At 71.3% G+C, this 21,579-nt stretch carries 21 protein-coding genes; 19 read left to right on the top strand and 2 right to left on the bottom strand.

From position 1 onward, the window contains the following. Positions 1-15 precede the first annotated feature (15 nt). The 6 genes from aroC (at position 16) to nusB (ending at position 4,400) form a co-directional block, all read left to right on the top strand. Positions 16-1,215 (top strand): chorismate synthase, encoded by a 1,200-nt coding sequence (gene aroC / locus AB8M85_RS12675; RefSeq protein ID WP_372699188.1) that lies wholly within the window; start codon positions 16-18, stop codon positions 1,213-1,215. Beyond that, positions 1,215-1,745, top strand: a complete 531-nt coding sequence (locus tag AB8M85_RS12680) for a shikimate kinase (protein WP_372699189.1) — start codon at positions 1,215-1,217, stop codon at positions 1,743-1,745. The genes aroC and AB8M85_RS12680 overlap by 1 nt, the downstream gene beginning before the upstream one ends. Then, entirely contained in the window at positions 1,742-2,833 is a 1,092-nt protein-coding gene (gene aroB, locus AB8M85_RS12685; protein ID WP_372699190.1) for a 3-dehydroquinate synthase, read from the top strand. Before AB8M85_RS12680 ends, aroB begins: the two co-directional genes overlap by 4 nt. Further along, positions 2,830-3,333 carry a tetratricopeptide repeat protein gene (locus AB8M85_RS12690; RefSeq protein WP_372699191.1) on the top strand — a complete coding sequence of 168 codons (504 nt, stop codon included), beginning with the start codon at positions 2,830-2,832 and terminating at the stop codon, positions 3,331-3,333. The genes aroB and AB8M85_RS12690 overlap by 4 nt, the downstream gene beginning before the upstream one ends. A gap of 96 nt (positions 3,334-3,429) precedes the next feature. After that, on the top strand, positions 3,430-3,990 hold the full coding sequence (gene efp / locus AB8M85_RS12695) for an elongation factor P (protein ID WP_372699192.1): 561 nt from the start codon (positions 3,430-3,432) through the stop codon (positions 3,988-3,990). Next, positions 3,990-4,400: a transcription antitermination factor NusB gene (gene nusB / locus AB8M85_RS12700; RefSeq protein WP_372699193.1), complete on the top strand. Its 411-nt coding sequence runs from the start codon at positions 3,990-3,992 to the stop codon at positions 4,398-4,400. Before efp ends, nusB begins: the two co-directional genes overlap by 1 nt. Before the next feature lie 104 nt (positions 4,401-4,504). Here the strand turns inward: nusB and AB8M85_RS12705 are convergent, their stop codons facing one another. After that, the gene (locus tag AB8M85_RS12705) at positions 4,505-5,734 is read right to left on the bottom strand and encodes a PrsW family intramembrane metalloprotease (RefSeq protein ID WP_372699194.1); all 1,230 of its coding nucleotides are present in this window, start codon (positions 5,732-5,734) and stop codon (positions 4,505-4,507) included. Between the two features lie 177 nt (positions 5,735-5,911). On the opposite strand from AB8M85_RS12705, the gene pyrR reads away from it, so the two are divergent. From pyrR to AB8M85_RS12770, 13 genes are all read left to right on the top strand, one after another. Then, complete coding sequence (gene pyrR / locus AB8M85_RS12710; protein WP_372699195.1) at positions 5,912-6,517, top strand: bifunctional pyr operon transcriptional regulator/uracil phosphoribosyltransferase PyrR; 606 nt, start codon at positions 5,912-5,914, stop codon at positions 6,515-6,517. After that, complete coding sequence (locus AB8M85_RS12715) at positions 6,514-7,494, top strand: aspartate carbamoyltransferase catalytic subunit (RefSeq protein WP_372699196.1); 981 nt, start codon at positions 6,514-6,516, stop codon at positions 7,492-7,494. Before pyrR ends, AB8M85_RS12715 begins: the two co-directional genes overlap by 4 nt. A gap of 14 nt (positions 7,495-7,508) precedes the next feature. Continuing rightward, positions 7,509-8,840, top strand: a complete 1,332-nt coding sequence (locus tag AB8M85_RS12720) for a dihydroorotase (RefSeq protein ID WP_372699197.1) — start codon at positions 7,509-7,511, stop codon at positions 8,838-8,840. After that, the gene (locus AB8M85_RS12725) at positions 8,837-9,382 is read left to right on the top strand and encodes a hypothetical protein (protein WP_372699198.1); all 546 of its coding nucleotides are present in this window, start codon (positions 8,837-8,839) and stop codon (positions 9,380-9,382) included. Before AB8M85_RS12720 ends, AB8M85_RS12725 begins: the two co-directional genes overlap by 4 nt. Further along, on the top strand, positions 9,379-10,566 hold the full coding sequence (carA, locus tag AB8M85_RS12730) for a glutamine-hydrolyzing carbamoyl-phosphate synthase small subunit (RefSeq protein WP_372699199.1): 1,188 nt from the start codon (positions 9,379-9,381) through the stop codon (positions 10,564-10,566). Before AB8M85_RS12725 ends, carA begins: the two co-directional genes overlap by 4 nt. Continuing rightward, positions 10,566-13,865: a carbamoyl-phosphate synthase large subunit gene (gene carB, locus AB8M85_RS12735; protein ID WP_372699200.1), complete on the top strand. Its 3,300-nt coding sequence runs from the start codon at positions 10,566-10,568 to the stop codon at positions 13,863-13,865. The genes carA and carB overlap by 1 nt, the downstream gene beginning before the upstream one ends. Positions 13,866-13,868: 3 nt before the next feature. Continuing rightward, on the top strand, positions 13,869-14,723 hold the full coding sequence (pyrF, locus tag AB8M85_RS12740) for an orotidine-5'-phosphate decarboxylase (protein WP_372699201.1): 855 nt from the start codon (positions 13,869-13,871) through the stop codon (positions 14,721-14,723). A gap of 129 nt (positions 14,724-14,852) precedes the next feature. Beyond that, positions 14,853-15,188 (top strand): integration host factor, actinobacterial type, encoded by a 336-nt coding sequence (mihF, locus tag AB8M85_RS12745; protein ID WP_372699202.1) that lies wholly within the window; start codon positions 14,853-14,855, stop codon positions 15,186-15,188. Positions 15,189-15,199: 11 nt separating this feature from the next. Continuing rightward, the gene (gene gmk / locus AB8M85_RS12750) at positions 15,200-15,778 is read left to right on the top strand and encodes a guanylate kinase (protein ID WP_372699203.1); all 579 of its coding nucleotides are present in this window, start codon (positions 15,200-15,202) and stop codon (positions 15,776-15,778) included. Positions 15,779-15,825: 47 nt separating this feature from the next. Next, positions 15,826-16,092, top strand: coding sequence for a DNA-directed RNA polymerase subunit omega (rpoZ, locus tag AB8M85_RS12755; protein WP_372699204.1), 267 nt, complete (start codon positions 15,826-15,828; stop codon positions 16,090-16,092). A gap of 9 nt (positions 16,093-16,101) precedes the next feature. Further along, complete coding sequence (gene coaBC / locus AB8M85_RS12760) at positions 16,102-17,355, top strand: bifunctional phosphopantothenoylcysteine decarboxylase/phosphopantothenate--cysteine ligase CoaBC (RefSeq protein WP_372699205.1); 1,254 nt, start codon at positions 16,102-16,104, stop codon at positions 17,353-17,355. A gap of 9 nt (positions 17,356-17,364) precedes the next feature. After that, a complete protein-coding gene (metK, locus tag AB8M85_RS12765) occupies positions 17,365-18,570 on the top strand; it encodes a methionine adenosyltransferase (protein WP_372699206.1) in 1,206 nt (401 codons plus the stop codon). 25 nt (positions 18,571-18,595) lie between these two features. Continuing rightward, on the top strand, positions 18,596-20,671 hold the full coding sequence (locus AB8M85_RS12770; RefSeq protein WP_372699207.1) for a primosomal protein N': 2,076 nt from the start codon (positions 18,596-18,598) through the stop codon (positions 20,669-20,671). Between the two features lie 8 nt (positions 20,672-20,679). Here AB8M85_RS12770 and AB8M85_RS12775 read toward each other — a convergent pair whose 3' ends face one another. Beyond that, positions 20,680-21,567, bottom strand: coding sequence for an alpha/beta fold hydrolase (locus AB8M85_RS12775; protein ID WP_372699208.1), 888 nt, complete (start codon positions 21,565-21,567; stop codon positions 20,680-20,682). Positions 21,568-21,579: the final 12 nt, after the last annotated feature.

Genomic DNA, 21,579 nt, shown 5'->3' on the forward strand with positions numbered 1-21,579 from the left:
GGCAGTATGGTCTTCATGTTGCGTTGGTTGACGGCGGGCGAATCACATGGCCCCGCGCTCGTAGGAATCCTGGAGGGCCTGCCTGCCGGCGTGCCCCTGACCACCACCGATGTCCAGGATGCGCTCGCCCGGCGCCGGCTGGGCTACGGCCGCGGTGCCCGGATGAAATTCGAGAAGGACCAGGTCACCTTCGTCGGGGGAGTACGCCACGGGCTGACCCAGGGCGGCCCGGTGGCCATCGAGGTCGCCAACACCGAGTGGCCCAAGTGGGAGAAGGTGATGAACGCCGACCCCGTGGACCCGGTGGAACTGGAATCACTGGCCCGCAACGCCCCGTTGACCCGGCCGCGTCCTGGCCACGCCGATTACACTGGCATGCAGAAGTACGGCTTCGATGACGCGCGCCCGGTCCTGGAACGGGCCAGCGCCCGCGAGACCGCCGCCCGCGTGGCCCTGGGCACTGCCGCCGCCCGGTTCCTTGCGTCGCTGGAGATCGAACTGGTCAGCCACACCGTCGCCGTCGGCACGGTGTCCGTGCCCGAATCCACCGCCCTGCCGCTGCCGTCCGACGTCGTGGCCCTGGATGCGGACCCGCTGCGCTGCTACGACCGCGACACCTCCGACGCCATGGTGTCCGAGGTCGACGCCGCCCACAAGGACGGCGAGACGCTCGGCGGCATCGTGGAGGTCATCGCCTACAACCTGCCCCCCGGGCTGGGCTCCTACGTGCACTGGGACCGCCGCCTCGACGGGCGCCTCGCTGCCGCGCTCATGGGCATCCAGGCCATCAAAGGCGTCGAGGTTGGGGACGGCTTCCTCACCGCAGCCCGCCGCGGCTCGGCCGCCCACGACGAGATCGTCCGCGGCCCGGACGGGGAGATCCGCCGCGCCTCGAACCGGGCCGGCGGCATTGAGGGCGGCATGAGCATCGGCGACCCGCTGCGGGTCCGGGCCGCCATGAAGCCGATCGCCACGGTCCCGCGCGCCCTGCGGACCGTCGACGTGGCCACGGGCGAGGAAGCCACGGCCCACCACCAGCGCTCCGACGTCTGCGCCGTGCCGGCCGCCGGCGTCGTCGCCGAGGCCATGGTCGCCCTGGTCCTGGCCGACGCCGTCGTCGAGAAGTTCGGCGGCGACTCGCTGGCCGAGACCCGGCGCAACCTGGAGGCGTTCCGGGACTCCGTGGCGGCCCCGGGGTCGGCGGTGCGCCCCTGATGTCCGGCGACATCTTCCTGATCGGCCCCATGGCCACCGGCAAGTCGGTGGTCGGCCGGAAGCTGGCGGCCCGGCTCGGGCTGGCCTTCATCGACACCGACAGCGAGATCACCCGCCGACACGGCAGCATCGCCGACATCTTCGCCGCCGGCGGGGAACCGGCCTTCCGTGCCCTGGAGAGCGCTGCCCTGCAAGCAGCCGCCGACCGGCCCGGCGCCGCCGTCGTCGCCACCGGCGGAGGCGCCGTGCTGGCCGCGGGCAACCGGGAGCTGTTGCGCAGTGGCTTCACTGTCTACCTGGAAACCGATCTGGACAGCGTCAGGGGCCGCATCTCCGGCACGGGACGACCGCTGCTGGAGGGGGACCCCCTGGCCCGCTGGGTCGAGATCTTCACCGCCCGCGTCGGGCACTACCGCGAGTGCGCCACCGTCACCGTCGACGCCCGCACCGGCACCGTGGCCGAACTGGCCGAGACCATCGTCGACGCCTACCGGCGTCGTGCATCAACCACTGGAGGCATCACCACATGAGCAGCGCTTCGACCCGTATCAGCGTCACGGGGTCGGCACCCGAGCAGAACTACGACGTCGTCGTCGGCAGCGGCCTGCTGGGGGAGCTCCCCGCCCTGTTGGGCGAACGGGTCCGCAAGGTCCTGATCATCCACCCCCGCGCCCTGCGCACCACCGGGGACACCGTGAAGTCCGACCTGGAATCGGCCGGTTTCACCGCGATGACCGCCGAGATCCCCGACGCCGAGGAAGGCAAGCACATCCAGGTGGCCTCGTTCTGCTGGCAGGTGCTGGGCCAGAACGACTTCACCCGTTCCGACGCGGTGGTCTCCGTCGGCGGCGGCGCCGTCTCGGACCTTGCCGGCTTCGTCGCCGCGACCTGGCTGCGCGGGGTCAAGGTCGTCCACGTGCCCACCAGCCTGCTGGGCATGGTCGACGCCGCCGTCGGCGGCAAGACCGGCATCAACACCGCAGAGGGCAAGAACCTCGTGGGCGCCTTCCACCCGCCCGCCGGGGTGCTGGTGGACCTCGACGCCCTGGCCACGCTGCCGCCAAACGAACTGGTCACCGGCCTGGCCGAGGCCGTGAAGTGCGGATTCATCGCCGACCCGCGCATCCTGGACATCATCGAGGCCGACCCGCAGGCTGCCTCCACCGCCGGGACCCCCGAGCTGCGCGAGATCATCGAGCGCTCCATCGCGGTGAAGGCCCAGGTCGTCTCAGCGGACCTGCACGAGGCCGGCCAGCGGGAATTCCTGAACTACGGGCACACCCTGGGCCACTCGATCGAGCTGGCCGAGCGCTACCAGATGCGCCACGGCGCCGCGGTGTCCATCGGCCTGGTCTTCGCCGCCGAACTAGCCCGCTCCGTGGGGCGGATCAGCGACGAACTGGCCGACCGGCACCGCAACGTCCTGTCCTCGCTCGGCCTGCCGGTGGCCTACCGCCGCGACCGCTGGGCCTCGCTGCTGGACGGCATGCGCCGGGACAAGAAGGCGCGCGGGGACCTGCTGCGCTTCGTCGTGCTCGACGGGCTGGCCAAGCCCGGCATGCTGGAGGTCCCCGACACCTCGCTGCTCTTCGCCGCCTACCAGGAAATCGCCGAATGACCACGCCGATCGACTGGATCCCGACCGGCATCCCCGGACTGTCCATCCACCCCGACACGCTCCTGGCCCAGGTCGTCGATGACGACGCGGCCCACGCCGCCCTGGCCGGGGCGAACCCCGTCGAGCAGGTCATGATCCACGTGGCCCGCGGCGACGTGGCCACCGCGGCCGAACTGGTCACCGAGACCCGGCTGCTCGATCCGCAGAACTTCCCGATGCGCGTGGTCGACGCCGACGTCGTGCGGGCCAGCGGCGATCCGGAACGGGCCATTAAGCGGTTGCGCAGCCTGATCGACGAGTTCAAGGACACCGAACACGAGGCCGTCCTGCAGCAGCAGCTCGGCGTCCTGTACTTCACGGTCGGGGACTACCACGCGGCCGTGACCCGGTTCCGCACGGCCCTGGAGCTGCGCACGGCCGCGGCGGACGAGGCCTTCCGCATCGAGATCTCGCGCCGGTCACTGGCCGCAGCGCAGGCCAAGGCCACCGCCGTGCGCTAGAATGGCTATGGTTTTTTGACAATTGCGCCCTGGACCGCCGCACCGTCCGCTAGCACGGTGACGGGCCCGGACCGGGACTGAACAGAGAGAGTACCCGTGGCTACGACCAACGACATCAAGAACGGCACGGTCCTCAAGCTGGAGGGCCAGCTGTGGACCATCGTCGAGTTCCAGCACGTCAAGCCCGGCAAGGGCGGCGCTTTCGTCCGCACCAAGATGCGCAACGTGCTCTCCGGCAAGACCGTGGACAAGACCTTCAACGCGGGCCTCAAGATCGAGACCGCCACCGTGGACCGCCGCGACTACCAGTACCTGTACCAGGACGGCGCCGACTACGTGTTCATGAACACCTCCGACTTCGACCAGCTCACCGTCGAGGGCAAGGTCGTCGGGGACGCCGCGAACTTCATGCTCGAATCCCAGATGGTCACCATCGCCATGCACGAGGGCGCCGTGCTCTACGTCGAGCTGCCGCCGTCCGTGGTCCTGGAGATCACCTACACCGAGCCGGGCCTGCAGGGCGACCGCTCCTCCGCCGGCACCAAGCCGGCCACCGTCGAGACCGGCTACGAGATCCAGGTCCCGCTGTTCCTGGAGCAGGGCACCAAGGTCAAGGTCGACACCCGCACGGGCGACTACCTGGGGCGTGTCAACTAGTGAGTGCCCGCACCAAGGCCCGGCGACGGGCGCTGGACGTCCTGTTCGAGGCCGAACAGCGCGGCGTCTCGCCCCTGGAGGCGATGCGGCTGCGCCGGGAGACCACCGACATCACCGTCAACGACTACACGCTGACGCTGATCGAGGGGGTCATGGCCCACGGTGAACGGATCGACGAGATCCTGGGCACCTACGCCAAGGGCTGGACCCTGGACCGGATGCCCTCGGTGGACCGGACCATCCTGCGCCTGGGCACGTGGGAACTGCTGTACAACGACGACGTGCCCGACGCGGTCGCCGTCTCCGAGGCCGTCGCCACCGCGAAGGTCTTCTCCACCGACGACTCCCCGGAGTTCATCAACGGCCTGCTCGGACGCATCCAGCAGCTCAAGCCCACGCTGCTGGCCTGAGCCGTCCCCGGCAGCGCCGGGAACCACAGAGCCGGGAACCACAGAGTACGACGACGGGTGCCGCCCCACGCTGGGGCGGCACCCGTTGCCGTAGGTGCTGCCGGTCAGATGACCCCCGGCGTCTCCGGACGCCCGGTGAGGATCGTGCGGTATTGCAGGATCAGGGCCAGCAGCCGGGCCTCGTCCCGCAGAGCCCGTTCCCGGTTGCTGCCGGAGACGATCCGGTTGCGCGTCGCGGCCAGGCGCATCGCCGTGCGGGTGAAACCGCGCATCGCCGTCCGGTGCCCCATCACCGCCGCCCAGCCCGCGGCCTGCCGCCTGCCGTTGCGCGTGGCGAACATGTCCACCTCCTCGGCGGTGAACCAGCCGGCCTCCGCGTAATCGCCCAACCGCCGGCGGATCAGCCGCCGCTCGGCCGCGCGCAGCAGCACCACCACGACGACCGCGCAGGCGAACAACGGCATCTGCAGCAGCAGGTAGAACGTCCAGAAGTCCTGGAAGATCAGCCCCATGCCCCCGTTCCACAGGAAGTGGCCGATCATCGCCGGCACCAGACCCAGCAGGAAGTACACCGGCCACAGCCGCCGGGCCCCGCGCTGGGCGGCCAGTCCCAGGGCGAACCCGGTCCACGCGGTGAACATCACGTGGGCGAACGGGGAAAACAGCCCGCGCAGCACGAAGACCTGCACCATCGCGGTCCCGGCCTGCGCGTAGGCGTCGGAGAAGTACAGGATGTTCTCCGTGAAGGCGAACCCCGCGGCGATCATGCCGCCGTAGACGATCCCGTCCACCGGCCCGTCGAAGTGGGAGCGTGCAACCAGGAACACCAGCAGCACCCCCAGGCCCTTCATTGTCTCCTCGACGACCGGGGCCTGCACCACGGCACCGAACAGGTCCGGCCCGGTCGCCGCGGCCACCGCGGCAAACGCCTTGCCGAACGCCTCCCCGAAGATCAGGCTCCCGGCGATCGAGGCACCGGCTCCCCAGGCGAACGCGAACAGCAGGGCCAGCCGGGGCTCGGGGTCCCACCGGTCGATCCAGCGCAGCGCCGCCAGACACACGCCCAACGGGAACAGGGCCAACAGCCCCACCACGAACAGGGTCTCGGTGCCCAGCACCAGTCCCAGCCAGACTCCCACGCCGATCAGCAGCAACGAGCTGAACACCAGGACCACCACCAGGCCGGCGCTGTGCCGCCGCGGCGGCTTCACCGCAGCCAGCCGTGCGGCACTGAACAGGTTCGCCGCCGGCTCGTCGCGGGGCCAGGCAGGGGTCAAGGGCGCGGAAGGATCCGGACCGTGCCACTGGGGATGCCCGGGCGGGTGTGCGCTCATGGGATCAGCATATCCAGCGGCCGGGCAGTGGGGCCGGTCACAGGGGATCCGAAACAATGCCGACGCATTACCGTCGGCGTCACTGCCGACCCGGGCACCGCCATCGTCCTGTGGTAATTTTGACCGGGCAGTCACCCTTTAAATTCCGTCCAGTGAGGCGGGGAAGGAGGCGGCATCATGGAAACACCAGGCGCCACCCACGGGACCGGGCCCACCGGACCCACCAGCGTTCGGACCGTTCTCTCCGAAGCCGACATCTCGCGCGTGCTCACCCGCATCGCGCACGAAATCATCGAAGCCAACAAGGGCACCCAGGACCTGGTCCTGCTGGGCATCCCCACCCGCGGCTTCCCCCTGGCCCAGCGGCTCGCCGAGCGCATCGCCCGCGCCGAGCCCGGCACCGACCCGGCGGCCATCACCGGCCAGCTCGACATCACCATGTACCGGGACGACCTGCGCCACTCCACCACCCGCACACCGGTGCCGACGCGGCTGCCGGCCGGCGGCATCGACGGCAAGGTCGTGGTCCTGGTCGACGACGTGCTCTACTCCGGACGCACCATCCGCGCCGCCCTGGACGCGCTGTCCGACCTGGGCCGCCCGCGGATCGTACGGCTGGCAGTGCTGGTCGATCGCGGCCACCGCGAACTGCCGATCCGCGCCGACCATGTCGGCAAGAACCTGCCCACCGCGGCCTCCGAGAAGGTCAGGGTCCGGCTGGGCGAACTCGACACCGAGAACGGGGCGCCGGTCAACGACGTCGTGATCGTGGGGCAGGCATGAGGCACCTGCTCTCCACCGCCGACCTCGCCCGCGAGGACGCCATCCGCATCCTGGACATCGCCGAGGACATGGTGGCCGTCGGCTCCCGCGAGGTCAAGAAACTCCCGGCCCTGCGCGGACGCACCGTGGTGAACCTCTTCTTCGAGGACTCCACCCGCACGCGCATCTCCTTCGAGGCCGCCGCCAAGCGCCTCTCCGCGGACGTCATCAACTTCTCCGCCAAGGGCTCCTCGGTCTCCAAGGGCGAATCGCTGAAAGACACCGCCCAGACCCTGAAGGCCATCGGCGCCGACGGCGTGGTCATCCGGCACGGCTCCTCCGGGGCACCGGCCCGGCTGGCCGCGGCCGGCTGGATCGACGCGCCGGTCGTCAACGCCGGCGACGGGATGCACGAACACCCCACGCAGGCCCTGCTGGATGCCTTCACGCTGCGCAACCACTGGTCCGCCGTCCGCGGCATCGCCTCCACCGGCTCCGACCTGGCGGGCATGCGTGTGGCGATCGTCGGCGACATCCTGCACTCCCGGGTTGCCCGGTCGAACCTGTGGCTGCTGCGCACGCTCGGTGCCGAGGTGACCATGGTCGCCCCGCCGACGCTGCTGCCCGTCGGGGCCTCGGCCTGGCCGTGCACGATCAGCTACGACCTGGATGCGACCCTGGCCGGCGGGATCGACGCGGTGATGATGCTCCGCGTGCAGGGCGAACGCCAGCACGCCTCGTTCTTCCCCAGCGCCCGCGAGTACTCCCGCCGCTGGGGATTCGACGACGCCCGGCTGGCCGCCCTGGACACCCAGCCCGGACGCGGGACCGTGATCCTGCACCCCGGCCCGATGAACCGCGGCCTGGAGATCTCCTCCGCGGCCGCCGACTCGCCCCGTTCGACCGTCCTGGAACAGGTGTCCAATGGCGTCGCCGTGCGCATGGCCGTCCTGTACCTGCTGCTGTCCGCCGACCCGCAGCGTCCCGGCGCCCTCTGAGAATCGAGAACCACATGAGCACCACCTACCTGATCCGCGGCGCCGCCCTCGCCGGCGGCCCCGCCACCGACCTGCTGATCGATGGCGGAGCCATCACCGCCACCGGCGAGCAGGCGGCCACCCACCCCGCCGCCGCCGGCGCCGAGGTCATCGACGCCACCGGGTTGATCGCCCTGCCCGGCATGGTCGATCTGCACACCCACCTGCGCGAACCCGGACGCGAGGACGCCGAAACCGTCGAGACCGGCACCCGGGCCGCGGCCCGCGGCGGCTTCACCGCAGTGCACGCGATGGCCAACTCCACCCCGGTCGCCGACACCGCCGGCGTCGTGGAGCAGGTCCACAACCTGGGCCAGCGCAGCGGCTGGGTCGACGTGCGCCCGGTCGGGGCGGTCACCGTCGGACTCGCCGGCGAACGGCTCTCCGAACTCGGGGCCATGGCCGACTCGCGGGCCGGCGTCCGGGTCTTCTCCGACGACGGGATGTGCGTCTGGGACCCGGTGCTGATGCGCCGCGCCCTGGAATACGTCAAGGCCTTCGACGGGGTCATCGCCCAGCACGCTCAGGAACCGCGCCTGACCGAGGGGGCGCAGATGAACGAGGGCGAGGTCTCGGCGGTGCTGGGCCTGGCCGGGTGGCCCGCCGTCGCCGAGGAATCGATCATCGCCCGCGACGTGCTGCTGGCCCAGCATGTGGGCTCGCGCCTGCACGTCTGCCACGTCTCCACCGCCGGCTCCGTGGAGATCATCCGCTGGGCCAAGTCCCTGGGCATCGACGTCACCGCCGAGGTCACCCCGCACCACCTGCTGCTCACCGACGAACTGGTGCGCAGCTACGACCCGGTCTACAAGGTCAACCCGCCGCTGCGCCGCGAGGCCGACGTCATGGCCCTGCGCGCCGGCCTGGCCGACGGGACCATCGACGTCATCGGCACCGACCATGCCCCGCACCCCTCCGAGGCCAAGGACTGCGAGTGGGCCCAGGCCGCGATGGGCATGACCGGGCTGGAGACCGCACTGTCGGTCGTGCAGCACACCATGGTCGAGACCGGGCTGATCGGCTGGGACGACGTCGCGCGGATCACCTCCACGACCCCGGCGGCGATCGGCCGGCTGGCCGACCAGGGCCGTCCGCTGGCCGCCGGCGAGCCCGCCAACCTGATCCTGGTGGACCCGGCCGCGCGGTGGACGGTCAAACCCGAGGAGATGGCCACCAAGGGGCGCAACTCGCCCTTCGCCGGCATGGAACTGCCCGGCAGCGTCCGCGCCACCTTCTTCCACGGCCACCCCACCGTGCTCGACGGCGCACTGAACACCCCGCGCGCCTACACCGGGGCCGCCTCGTGAACGAGTACATCCCGTACCTCATCGGCATCGTCGTGGTCGCGGTCGCCGCGGTGGCGCTCATGCGCCTGGGCTGGCGGCACCGGCAGGCACGCCAGGCCGACGTCGCCGCCCCGCCGGCGGTCCCCGGGGACCTGGACGCGCCGCTGGCCGCAGCCGCCGGCCAGTACGTCTCCACCACGACGGCGGGGGACTGGCTGGACCGCATCAGCGTCCACGGCCTGGGCATGAAGTCCACCGCCGACCTGACCATCCACCCCCAGGGCGTCCTGTTCAGCCGCGGCGGCGCCCCGGACGTGTACATCCCGGCGGCCGACCTCGAATCGGTCCGCCGCGAGTCGGGCATGGCCGGCAAGTTCGTCGAAGCCGGCGGGCTGCTGGTCCTGGGCTGGCGCCTGGGCGGCCACCACCTGGACACCGGCTTCCGTCCCCAACGGGCGGCGGACATGGCAGCCCTGGTGGCCGCCGCCGAATCCCTGATCCCTGACGCCGGCCCCGCCGCGTCGACCGACGACCGCACCGCACCGAAGAAGGACAAGCAATGAGCGCAACCACCACCCCCGAGCCGGCAGTACTGGTCCTGGAGGACGGCCGGGTCTTCCGCGGCCGCGCCTACGGAGCCGGCGGCACCGCGCTGGGCGAAGCAGTCTTCGCCACCGGCATGACCGGCTACCAGGAAACCATCACCGACCCCTCCTACGCCCGGCAGCTGGTCGTGCAAACGGCCCCGCACATCGGCAACACCGGCGTGAACCAGGCCGACAACGAGTCCCGGCGCATCTGGGTCGCCGGCTACATCGTCCGCGACGCCGCCCGCCGCCCGTCCAATTGGCGCTCCGAGGGCACCCTGGACGACGAGCTGGCCCGCCAGGGCGTCGTGGGCATCCAGGGCGTCGACACCCGCGCGATCACTCGCCACCTGCGCGAGCGCGGGGCCATGAAGGCCGGGATCTTCTCCGGCGACGCCGCGCGCGCCAGCGACGCCGCCCTGCTGGAACAGGTCACCGCCCAGGCACCCATGGCCGGGGCCCGCCTGGCCGAGGAGGTCAGCGTCGACGAGCCCTACACCGTCGAGCCGTCCGATCACGGCTGGACCGGCGAGCCGCGCTTCAGCATCGCCGCCATCGACCTGGGCCTGAAGGGGATGACCCCGGTGCGGTTCGCCGAACGCGGGGTCCGCGTGCACGTGCTGCCCGCCGTTTCCACCTTCGAGCAGATCACCGCAGTGCAGCCCGACGGCGTGTTCCTCTCCAACGGGCCCGGCGACCCCGCCACCGCCGACGAGCAGGTCGCCACGCTGCGCCGCGTCCTGGACGCGCGCATCCCGTTCTTCGGGATCTGCTTCGGCAACCAGATACTCGGCCGGGCATTGGGCTTCGGCACCTACAAGCTGCCCTACGGCCACCGCGGGATCAACCAGCCCGTCATGGACCTGGGCACCGGCAAGGTGGAGATCACCAGCCAGAACCACGGCTTCGCCGTCGACGCCCCCCGCGACGGGGCCTTCGCGGCTCCCGAGGAGCGGTACGGCCGCGTGGAGGTCTCCCACGTCTCGCTGAACGACGACGTCGTCGAGGGCCTGCGCTGCCTGGACATCCCGGCCTCCTCCGTCCAATACCACCCCGAGGCGGCGGCAGGTCCCCACGACTCCGCCTACCTCTTCGACCGCTTCATCGACGTGATGGCCGCCCACGGCTCCGTCGCCACGACCTCCAAGGAAGAGAAGTAATGCCCAAGCGCGAAGACCTCAAGTCAGTCCTGGTCATCGGGTCGGGCCCGATCGTCATCGGACAGGCCGCCGAATTCGACTACTCCGGAACCCAGGCCCTGCGCGTGCTGCGCGAGGAGGGCCTGCGGGTCATCCTGGTCAACTCCAACCCGGCCACCATCATGACCGACCCGGAGTTCGCAGACGCAACCTACATCGAACCGATCACCCCCGAGGTCGTCGAGAAGATCATCGCCAAGGAGCGCCCCGACGCGATCCTGCCGACCCTGGGCGGGCAGACCGCCTTGAACACCGCCATCGCGCTGGACAAGTCAGGGGCCCTGCAGCGCTACAACGTCGAGCTCATCGGCGCCAACATCGAGGCCATCGAACTCGGCGAGGACCGCGAGAAGTTCAAGGGCGTCGTCGAACGCTGCGGCGCCGAATCGGCGAAGTCGATCATCGTGCACTCCATGGACGAGGCCTTCGCCGCCGTCGAGCAGCTGAACTACCCCGTCGTCGTGCGCCCCTCCTTCACCATGGGCGGGCTCGGCTCCGGCATGGCCTACAACCCCGAGGACCTGCGCCGCATCGCTGGCGCCGGCATCCAGTATTCGCCGACCTCCGAGGTGCTCCTGGAGGAGTCCATCCTGGGCTGGAAGGAATACGAGCTGGAGATGATGCGCGACAAGAACGACAACGTCGTCGTCGTGTGCTCCATCGAGAACTTCGACCCGGTCGGCGTGCACACCGGCGACTCGATCACCGTCGCCCCGGCGATGACGCTGACCGACCGCGAGTACCAGAAGCTGCGCGACATCTCCATCGCGGTCATCCGCGAGGTCGGCGTGGACACCGGCGGCTGCAACATCCAGTTCGCCATCGAACCGGACACCGGCCGCGTCGTGGTCATCGAGATGAACCCGCGTGTCTCGCGCTCCTCGGCGCTGGCCTCGAAGGCCACCGGCTTCGCCATCGCCAAGATCGCCACCAAGCTCTCGCTGGGCTACACGCTCGACGAGATCCCCAACGACATCACGCGCAAGACCCCGGCGAGCTTCGAGCCCACCCTGGACTACGTCGTGGTGAAGGTCCCGCGCTTCGCGTTCGAGAAGTTCCCGGCGGCGGACCCGACACTGACCACCACCATGAAGTCCGTCGGCGAGGCCATGGCCATCGGGCGCAACTTCACCGAGGCCCTGCAGAAGGCACTGCGCTCGCTCGAGCAGCGCGGCGCCCAGCTGACCTTCACTGCCCCCGATCCGGTCGACGTGCCCTCGCTGCTCGCCCGCAGCCGGGTCGGCTCGACCGACCGCCTGGCCATGGTGCAGCAGGCCCTGCTGGGCGGTGCCAGCATCGAGGACACCTTCGAGGCCACCGGCATCGACCCCTGGTACCTGGACCAGCTGTCGCTCATCAACGAGGTCGCCGAACAGATCCGCACCGCCGGGGCGCTGAGCGAGGACATCCTGCGCCTGGCCAAGCGGCACGGCTTCTCCGACGAGCAGATCGGCGCGCTGACGCACACCCCCGAGGCCGTCGTGCGCGGGGTCCGCCACGCCCTGGGCGTCCGCCCGGTCTACAAGACGGTCGACACGTGCGCCGCCGAGTTCGCCGCCTACACGCCCTACCACTACTCCTCCTACGACGAGGAGACCGAGGTCGAGGCCCACGAGAAGCCGTCGGTCATCATCCTGGGCTCCGGCCCCAACCGCATCGGGCAGGGCATCGAGTTCGACTACTCCTGCGTCCACGCCACCATGGCGCTGCGCGAGGCCGGCTACGAGACGGTCATGGTCAACTGCAACCCGGAGACCGTCTCCACCGACTACGACGTCTCCACCCGCCTGTACTTCGAGCCGCTCACGCTCGAGGACGTGCTCGAGGTCATCCACGCCGAACAGGAAACCGGTGGCGTGCTGGGCGTCTACGTCCAGCTCGGCGGCCAGACCCCGCTGAAGCTCGCGCAGGAACTCGCCGACGCCGGCGTGCCGATCCTGGGCACCTCCCCGGAGGCCATCGACCTGGCCGAACACCGCGGTGCTTTCGCCCGCGTGCTGGAGGAAGGCGGGCTGATCTCCCCGAAGAACGGCACCGCAGTCTCCTTCGAGGACGCCAAGAAGATCGCCGACGAGATCGGCTACCCCGTCCTCGTCCGCCCCTCGTACGTGCTGGGCGGCCGGGGCATGGAGATCGTCTACGACGAGCCCAACCTGGAGCGCTACATCGCCCACGCGACCGAGATCACCGAGGACCACCCGGTGCTGGTGGACCGGTTCCTCGAGGACGCCATCGAGATCGACGTCGACGCCCTCTACGACGGCACCGACATCTACGTCGGCGGCATCATGGAGCACATCGAGGAGGCCGGCATCCACTCCGGCGACTCGGCCTGCGTGCTGCCGCCCATCACCCTGGGCACCGACGTGCAGGCCCGGGTCGCCGAGGCCACCCTGGCGATCGCCAAGGGGGTGGGCGTGCGCGGGCTGATCAACATCCAGTTCGCCCTGGCCTCCGACGTGCTCTACGTCATCGAGGCCAACCCGCGCGCCTCGCGCACGGTCCCGTTCGTCTCCAAGGCCACCGGCGTCCAGCTGGCCAAGGCCGCGGCGCTGATCGGTACGGGGGTCTCCATCGCCGAGCTGCGCAGCGTCCACCACCTGCTGCCAGCCAGCGGCGACGGCTCGGTCCTGCCGGCCGACTCCCCGGTCTCGGTCAAGGAGGCCGTGCTGCCCTTCGCCCGGTTCCGCACCCCCGAGGGGCGGGTCGTGGACTCGCTGCTCGGCCCGGAAATGCGCTCCACCGGCGAGGTGATGGGCATCGACAAGCATTTCGACACCGCCTTCGCCAAGAGCCAGGCCGCCTCGAACTCGCCGCTGCCCACCAGTGGCCGGGTGTTCGTCTCCGTCGCCAACCGGGACAAGCGCTCGATCGTGCTGCCGGTCAAGCACCTGGCCGATCTGGGCTTCGAGATCGTCTCCACCGGCGGCACCGCCGAGGTCCTGCGCCGCAACGGCATCTCCGCCACCGTGGTCCGCAAGGTCCGCGAGGGTGCCGGGGAGAACGACCCGACGATCACCGACCTGATCACCGACGGCAAGATCGACATGATCCTGAACACCCCCTCCGGCGGCGACGCGCGCGGGGACGGCTACGAGATCCGTGCCGCCGCCACCTCCGTGGGCACCCCGGTGATCACCACGGTCGCCGAATTCGGGGCCGCCATCCAGGCGATCCAGGCCATGCGCGAATACGAATGGTCGGTCACCAGCCTGCAGGAGCACGCCGAGCGCCTCAACGCCTCCCGCGCGGGGGCCTGAGCCATGGGTGACCGGCACGACGGCGGAACCCGGGACCCGTTCGGTGCCCGCCTGGCGCGGGCGATGGGGGAGCGGGGCCCGCTCTGCGTGGGCATCGACCCCCACCCGGGGCTGCTGGCCGACTGGTCGCTGCCCGACACGGCGGCCGGGGTCGAGCGCTTCGCCCTGGCCGTCGTGGAGGCGATGGCCGGGACGGTGGCGATCGTCAAGCCCCAGGTCGCGCTGTTCGAACGCCACGGCTCGGCCGGGATCGCCGCCCTGGAGCGGACCTTGGCGGCCTGCGCCGAGGCCTCGCTGCTGTCCCTGGCCGACGCCAAACGCGGGGACATCGGCTCCACGATGGCCGCCTACGCCGACGCGTGGCTGGCCGACGGCTCGCCGCTGGCCGCCGACGCAGTGACCCTGAGCCCCTACCTGGGCTTCGAATCACTGCGCCCGGCCCTGGATCTGGCCGCCCGGACCGGTCGCGGGGTGTTCGTGCTCGGGCTGACCTCCAACCCGGAGGGCGCCAGCGTCCAGCACGTGGGCGGGACGGCCTCGGTGGCCCGCGGCATCGTCGAGGCCACCGCGGCGGAGAACGCCGACGCGACGCCGCTGGGCTCCACGGGGCTGGTCATCGGCGCCACCGTCGGTCCGGCCCTGCAGGACCTGGGCATCGACCTCGCGGCCGGCCGCGCCCCGATCCTGGCCCCCGGGCTCGGGGCCCAGGGGGCGACACCGGCAGACCTGCGCCGGGTCTTCGGCGGGGTCTGGGACCAGTTGGTGCCCACCTCCAGCCGCGACATCCTCCGGCACGGACCCACCGTTGACGCGCTGCGCGGGGCCGCAGTGCGCCTCCAGGAGGACCTGCGCTCCTGAGACCTGCCGGCGCCGGGCCATTGCGCCCGGTGCCCGGGTTCGCTAGGTTCGGATCACGTCGTTGCAGCGGTTGCACGTGGCGTGCAGTTCCTAGTCACGACCGATTCCTAGCCGGCAGGGGATTACGCTATGGTTTTGAAGTCATTATCGGAGGAGGACCGCGCCAAGGCGCGGGCCAAGGCCCTGGTTGCGCGCACCCGCCGGGCCGAAGTGAAGAACAGCTTCGGCGGCGGCCGGCTCGGCATCGCCGAACTGCTCGACCTGGCCCGGACCGACGAGGCGGTCGGGCGCTTGCGCGTGGCTGACCTGCTGGAATCGGTCCCCGGGGTAGGGTCCGTCAGGGCGGCAGCGCTGATGGAGCGGATCGGCATCTCGGCCAACCGCCGGCTGCGCGGCCTGGGCCGCAAACAGCAGGAGGCGCTGCTGGCCCACTTCGCCGACACGCCGCCGCACCAGAAAAAGTAACAAAGGACACCATGCCGGCTCCCAGCCACCCGACCGTCACCGTTCTCGCCGGCCCCACCGCCGTGGGCAAGGGCACCATCTCGACCTACATCCGCGACCACTACCCGGAGGTCTGGCTCTCGGTCTCGGCGACCACGCGCGACCCCCGGCCCGGCGAGCAGGACGGCGTGCACTACTTCTTCGTCGGGCCCGACGCCTTCGAGGAGCTGGTCGCGGCCGGGGACATGCTCGAGTGGGCGGTCGTCCACGGCCGCAACCGCTACGGGACCATCCGCACCAAGGTCGAGGAGGCCGTGGCCGCCGGCCGCAGCGTCCTGCTGGAGATCGACCTGCAAGGGGCCCGCCAGGTCAAGCAGTCGCTGCCGGAGGCGAAATTCGTCTTCCTCGCCCCGCCAAGTTGGGACGAATTGGTCCGCCGGCTCATCGGACGCGGCACCGAAACGGCCGAGGAACAGCAAAGGCGCCTCGATACCGCTAAACTGGAACTTGCTGCCGAGAAGGAATTCGACGTCACGATCGTGAACGACGACATCCAGCGCGCAGCCGACGAGCTGGTTTCCCAGATGGGGCTCACACCGCACCAGCGGTAGCGGTACCCGCCGGCACCGACGAACACCACACAGAATTTGGAGGCTTCGTGTCCACGAACCTTGAAGGCATCATCAATCCGCCGATCGACGAGCTGCTGACCACCACCGATTCCAAGTACGCCCTGGTCATCAACTCCGCCAAGCGCGCCCGCCAGATCAACGCCTACTACTCGCAGCTGCACGAGGGCCTGTTCGAGTACGTCGGCCCCCTGGTCGACACCCAGCTCAACGAGAAGCCGCTCTCCATCGCCCTGCGCGAGATCAACGAGGGCCTGCTGCAGGTCAACCCCACCACGGCCGAAGCAGCCGAGTAACAGCAGACCGTGACGGCCCAGCAGCGCATCGTCCTTGGCATCGGCGGCGGAATCGCCGCGTACAAGGTCGCGGCGCTGCTGCGTCTGTTTAAGGAGTCGGGCCACCACGTCGACGTGGTGCCCACCGAGGCGTCGCTGCACTTCGTCGGCCGCGCCACCTGGGAGGCCCTCTCCGGACAGCCGGTGCACACCAGCGTCTTCGAGGCCGTGGAGGACGTGAACCACGTCCGGCTGGGCCAGGACGCCGACCTGGTCGTCATCGCCCCGGCCACCGCCGACCTGATGGCCCGGCTCGCCGCCGGCATGGCCAACGACCTGCTGTCCAACACCGTGCTGGCCAGCCGCGCCCCGGTCATGCTCGCCCCGGCCATGCACACCGAAATGTGGGACAACCCGGCCACCACGGCCAACGTCGCCACACTGCGCTCCCGCGGGGTCACCGTCGTCGACCCGGCCGTGGGACGGCTCACCGGCCAGGATTCCGGCCCCGGCCGGATGCCCGACCCGCAGGACCTCTTCGCCGAGGCCCAGCGGCTGCTGGCCACCACGCCCGCAACCAGCGACCGGCCCGGTGCCGCGGGAGCCCTGGCCGGGCGCACCGTCGTCGTCTCCGCCGGGGGGACCCGCGAGCCGCTGGACCCGGTCCGCTTCCTGGGCAACCGCTCCTCCGGCAAGCAGGGAACCGCCATCGCCCGCGCCGCCCTCGCCGCCGGGGCCACCGTCAAGCTCGTCGCCGCCCACCTGGAGACCGGCGTGCCCGAAGGCGTGGAACTGCTCACCGCCTCCACCGCCCTGGAGTTGCGCGAAGCGGTCACCGACGCCTGTGAGGGGGCCGACGCCGTCGTCATGGCGGCAGCCGTCGCCGACTTCCGCCCGGCCGACTATGCCCGCTCCAAGATCAAGAAGAAGGGCGACGACGGCGCCCCCACCCTCACGCTCGTCCGCAACCCCGACATCCTCGCGGGCCTGGTGGACCGGCGCCGCGCGGACCCCGCTGCCGGTCCGGCGGTCATCGTCGGATTCGCCGCCGAGACCGGCGACGAGGAAGGCTCGGTCATGGACCACGCCCGCGCCAAGCTCGCCCGCAAGGGCTGCGACCTGCTGGTCGTCAACGAGGTCGGTGCCACCCTCGGCTTCGGCACCGAGGACAACACGGTGACCGTCCTCTCCGCCGACGGCGCCGACGAAATCCAGGTCGCAGGCACCAAGGACGAGGTTGCCGGGGCCGTCGTCACGGCGCTGGCCAACGCCCTGAACCGGTAGAGTGGACGGGTGACTTCCCCGAACCCCGCCCTGCGTCTGTTCAGCTCCGAATCGGTGACCGAGGGCCATCCCGACAAGATCTGCGACCAGATCAGCGACGCCATCCTCGACGCCATGCTCGCGCAGGACCCGAATTCGCGGGTGGCCGTGGAAACCCTGACCACCACCGGGCTGGTGCACGTCGCCGGGGAGGTCACCACCGCCGGATACGTCGAGATCCCGCAGCTGGTCCGCCAGACCATCCTGGACATCGGCTACGACTCCTCCGCCAACGGCTTCGACGGCGCCCGCTGCGGCGTCTCCGTCTCCATCGGCCAGCAGTCCCAGGAGATCGCCGACGGCGTGTTCAACTCCTGGGAGATGCGCGAAGGCACCGGACTGGACCCGCGTGACGCGCAGGGCGCCGGCGACCAGGGCATCATGTTCGGCTACGCCTCCGACGAGACCCCCGTGCTGATGCCCACCCCCATCTGGCTGGCCCAGCGGCTGTCCGAAAAGCTCACCCAGGTCCGCAAGGACGGATCGCAGCCGCTGCTGCGCCCGGACGGCAAGACCCAGGTCACCATCGGCTACGACGGGAACACGCCAGTGTCGGTGGAGACCATCGTCGTCTCCGCCCAGCACGCCCGCGAACTGGACCTGGACCAGCTGCGCGGCGACCTGCTGGACCTGGTCGTCAAGCCCGTGCTGGCCGGCACCGAACTGGACACCTCCAACACCCGCATCATCCTGAACCCCTCCGGCCCGTTCATCATCGGCGGACCCGTCGGCGACGCCGGGCTGACCGGACGCAAGATCATCGTGGACACCTACGGCGGCTTCGCCCGCCACGGCGGCGGCGCGTTCTCCGGCAAGGACCCCTCCAAGGTCGACCGCTCGGCCGCCTACGCCATGCGCTGGATCGCCAAGAACGTCGTCGCCGCGGGACTGGCCCGCCGGGCCGAGATCCAGGTGGCCTACGCGATCGGCGTCGCCCGACCGGTCGGGCTCTACGTCGAGACGTTCGGCACCGAAACCGTGGACCCGGCCCGGATCGCCGACGCCATCCACGAGGTCTTCGACCTGCGCCCGCTGGGCATCATCGAGGACCTGGACCTCAAGCGGCCCATCTACCAGCGCACCGCAGCCCACGGCCACTTCGGCCGCGAGGAGCCCGGATTCACCTGGGAGCAGACCACCCGCGTCGCGGCGCTGCGCAGCTACTTCAACCTCTAGCCCCACAACCCCCAGGAGGGCCCCGGTGGACCGGTCCGCGGACGAACCCGGGCAGCCCACGCTGCTGCAGGGATTCGACCTGCGCGGCCCGGCACCCGGCGGCATCACCGCCGCCGCGACGCTGCCGGTGGCCCGGGTACTGCTCGAGACGCAGGTGCCCCACCTGGACCGGTTCTACGACTACCTGGTGCCCGCCGAGCTGGACGCCGACGCCATCCCCGGCGTCAGGATCAGGGCCCGGTTCGGCGGCCAGGAGCTCTCCGGCTACCTCGTCGAGCGGCTCGCCGACACCGAGGCCGGGGTGAAGCTGCAGCCGCTGGGCAAGGTCATCTCCACCGAGGTCGTGCTGCGCGAGGACGTGCTGGCCCTCTGCCAGGCCGTCGCCGCCCGCTACGCCGGCACCGTGCCCGATGTCATCCGCTCGGCCATCCCCCCGCGCATGGCCCGCGTCGAGGCCGAGCCCACCGCGGGGGACCCCGCCCCGCAGGAGCCCGGCGCCGCCGGCGGGAGCAGTGCGCCCGAGCCCAGCAGCGCCGACGGCGGAGCCAGTGCACCGCCGTCGTGCCTGGGACAGTACGACGGCGGCACCGGCTACCTGCAGTCCCTCGCCTCCGGGGGCTCCCCGCGGGCGGTGGCCACCGTGGTCCCGAACCAGGCCGGGGGCTGGCCGGCCCTGCTGGTCGAAGCCGTGGCAGCCTGCCGCCGGTCCGGGCGCGGGGCCGTGGTCGTGGTGCCCGATGCCCGCGACCTCGACCGCGCCACCGCGGGGCTGGTCGCCGCGCTGGGGGAGGCGGACGTGGCCCGGCTCAGCGCCGAGGACGGGGCGACCCCGCGCTACCGGCAGTTCCTGCGCGTGGCCCGCGGGCAGGCGCGGGTGGTGGTCGGGACCCGCTCGGCCGCGTACGCCCCCGTGCACGACCTGGGCCTGGTGGTGCTGTGGGAGGACCAGGATTCCAGCCACGCCGAACCGCGGGCCCCTTACCAGCACGTGCGCGAGGTGCTGCTGCTGCGCGCCCAGCTGGTCGGCTGCGCCCTGCTGCTGGCCGGGCAGTCCCGCAGCGCCGAGGCCCAGCGGCTCGTCCTGACCGGATGGGCCCCCGAGCTTGCCGCCCCGCGTGCCCTGCTGCGGTCCAACGCGGCGCGGGTGGTGGCCAGTTCCGATTCGTTCGAGCAGGAACGCGATCCCGTGCTGCATGCGGCGCGGCTGCCGCGCATCGCCTGGGCCACCGCGGCCCGGGCCCTGGAACGCGGACCGGTGCTGGTCCAGGTGGCCCGGACCGGCTTCCTGCCGGCCGTGCGGTGCGAACGCTGCCGCGAACCGGCCCGCTGCACCGAATGCTCCGGCCCGCTCGCGCTCGATCACGCCGGCGCCGTGCCCAGCTGCCGCTGGTGCGGCCGGCAGGCGCCGAACTGGACCTGCCAGATCTGCGGGGGCCACCGGCTGCGGGCTGCGGCGATCGGGGCGGACCGCACCGCGGAGGAATTGGGCCGGGCCTTCCCGAAGGTCCCGGTCATCAGCGCCACGGGGGAGCACCCGCGCCGCAGCGTGCCCGCCTCCCCGGCGCTGGTGGTGGCGACCCCCGGAGCCGAACCCGTTGCCGAGGGCGGCTACGCGGCGGTCCTGCTGCTGGACGGGGACCGCATGCTGGCCCGCGACGAGCTGCGCACCGGCGAGGAGGTGCTGCACCGCTGGCTCGGTGCCGCCGCGTTGGCCCGGCCGTCCCGTGACGGGGGAGTCGTGGTCGTCGCGGCGGGGGAGTCGGACCCGGTCCGGGCGCTGGTGCGCTGGGATCCGGCGGGATTCGCCGAACACGAGCTGGGGTTGCGCCGGGAGCTGGGGCTGCCGCCGGCGGTACGGACCGCGGCGTTGACCGGACCGGCCGCGGCCGCCGATGCCTTCGCCCAGGCGCTGGAACTGCCCGAGGCAGCCCGGCTGACCGGTCCGGTGATCGAGGAGGACGGGGTGCACCGCTGGCTGCTGTTCTTCCCCTATGTCGACGGCGCCCAGGTGACCGCCGAGTTGCGACGGGTCAAGGCCCGGTCCTCGGCGAACCGGGACCCGGTGGTCGGGGTGCGGGTGGACCAGCAGGGCCTGCTCTAGCACCCAGTTCAGCCGGCCGGTTCAGCGGCCAGGAACGCGTCGACGAGCCGGGCCGTGGTCCCCGGGCGTTCGTAGTGGATGAGGTGGCCGACGCCGGCGAGCACCTCGATGTTCGCCTGCGCGAACAGGGCCGCGAGGGAGTACTGTCCGGGAACGGAGCCCAGGTCGTCGAGTTCGCCGACGACGAGCAGCGTCGGGGTGCGGATGGCCGGGGCGACGTCGCGCACCGTGTCGCGGATCGAGGAGGCAAAGGCCTCCTGCAGGATGGCCCGGTTGGCGAACCCGCTGAAGTAGCGCCGGTGCTGGTCCACCACGTAGGCCTGCGTCGCCGGGTCCCCGGAGGTCCCCATGGCAGTGGACATGATGTCCACGACGAGCCGGCTGCGCAGCACCGCCAACCCGAGCGGCCCGGGGAGCATCCGGCCGGCGGCGTAGTAGCCGGCGGCGAGGCGGGAGAACACCGCCTGGCGTCCTTCCAGGGCCGGTTCGCAGATCGGGTTGACCAGCACCAGGTGTGCGAAGGCGCCCGGATGCGCTGCTGCATATTGTGCCGCGACGATGGATCCGAACGAGTGCCCCAGCAGGGTCGCCGTGTCCGGCAGGCCCAGGTCGGTGCGCAGCGCCTCGATCACGGTGGCGTAGGTGGCCGCGTCGTGCCGGGCGGTGGTGAACGCGGTGGAGTCCCCGAAACCGGGCAGGTCCGGGACCACGATCGTGTAGCCGGGCAGGTGGCGGACCAGCAGGTCCAGGCCGTGGTGGTCTCCGCGGAAGCCGTGGATGGCCAGGATCGTGCCGCGCGACGGCCCCTGCGCCGGGTAGGTCCTGACGCGCAGGTCGGAGCCGAGGTGCCGGTGGCTGGTGGTCCAGGGCGTGCGGTAGGCGGGGTAGTCGCTCATGGGTCGAGCTTA

The organism is Arthrobacter sp. JSM 101049 (genome assembly GCF_041679245.1).
In the GTDB taxonomy this organism is placed as follows: Bacteria; Actinomycetota; Actinomycetes; order Actinomycetales; family Micrococcaceae; genus Arthrobacter_H.

Excerpts from the sequence above, each read along its gene's own strand:
- AB8M85_RS12775 (WP_372699208.1), bottom strand. The coding sequence starts at position 21,567 with ATGAGCGACTACCCCGCCTACCGCACGCCCTGGACCACCAGCCACCGG.
- carA (WP_372699199.1), top strand. The coding sequence starts at position 9,379 with ATGAGCGCAACCACCACCCCCGAGCCGGCAGTACTGGTCCTGGAGGAC.
- mihF (WP_372699202.1), top strand. The coding sequence starts at position 14,853 with ATGGTTTTGAAGTCATTATCGGAGGAGGACCGCGCCAAGGCGCGGGCC.
- pyrF (WP_372699201.1), top strand. The coding sequence starts at position 13,869 with ATGGGTGACCGGCACGACGGCGGAACCCGGGACCCGTTCGGTGCCCGC.
- carB (WP_372699200.1), top strand. The coding sequence starts at position 10,566 with ATGCCCAAGCGCGAAGACCTCAAGTCAGTCCTGGTCATCGGGTCGGGC.
- AB8M85_RS12705 (WP_372699194.1), bottom strand. The coding sequence starts at position 5,734 with ATGAGCGCACACCCGCCCGGGCATCCCCAGTGGCACGGTCCGGATCCT.
- AB8M85_RS12715 (WP_372699196.1), top strand. The coding sequence starts at position 6,514 with ATGAGGCACCTGCTCTCCACCGCCGACCTCGCCCGCGAGGACGCCATC.
- pyrR (WP_372699195.1), top strand. The coding sequence starts at position 5,912 with ATGGAAACACCAGGCGCCACCCACGGGACCGGGCCCACCGGACCCACC.
- AB8M85_RS12680 (WP_372699189.1), top strand. The coding sequence starts at position 1,215 with ATGTCCGGCGACATCTTCCTGATCGGCCCCATGGCCACCGGCAAGTCG.
- gmk (WP_372699203.1), top strand. The coding sequence starts at position 15,200 with ATGCCGGCTCCCAGCCACCCGACCGTCACCGTTCTCGCCGGCCCCACC.
- AB8M85_RS12690 (WP_372699191.1), top strand. The coding sequence starts at position 2,830 with ATGACCACGCCGATCGACTGGATCCCGACCGGCATCCCCGGACTGTCC.
- aroC (WP_372699188.1), top strand. The coding sequence starts at position 16 with ATGTTGCGTTGGTTGACGGCGGGCGAATCACATGGCCCCGCGCTCGTA.
- AB8M85_RS12720 (WP_372699197.1), top strand. The coding sequence starts at position 7,509 with ATGAGCACCACCTACCTGATCCGCGGCGCCGCCCTCGCCGGCGGCCCC.
- aroB (WP_372699190.1), top strand. The coding sequence starts at position 1,742 with ATGAGCAGCGCTTCGACCCGTATCAGCGTCACGGGGTCGGCACCCGAG.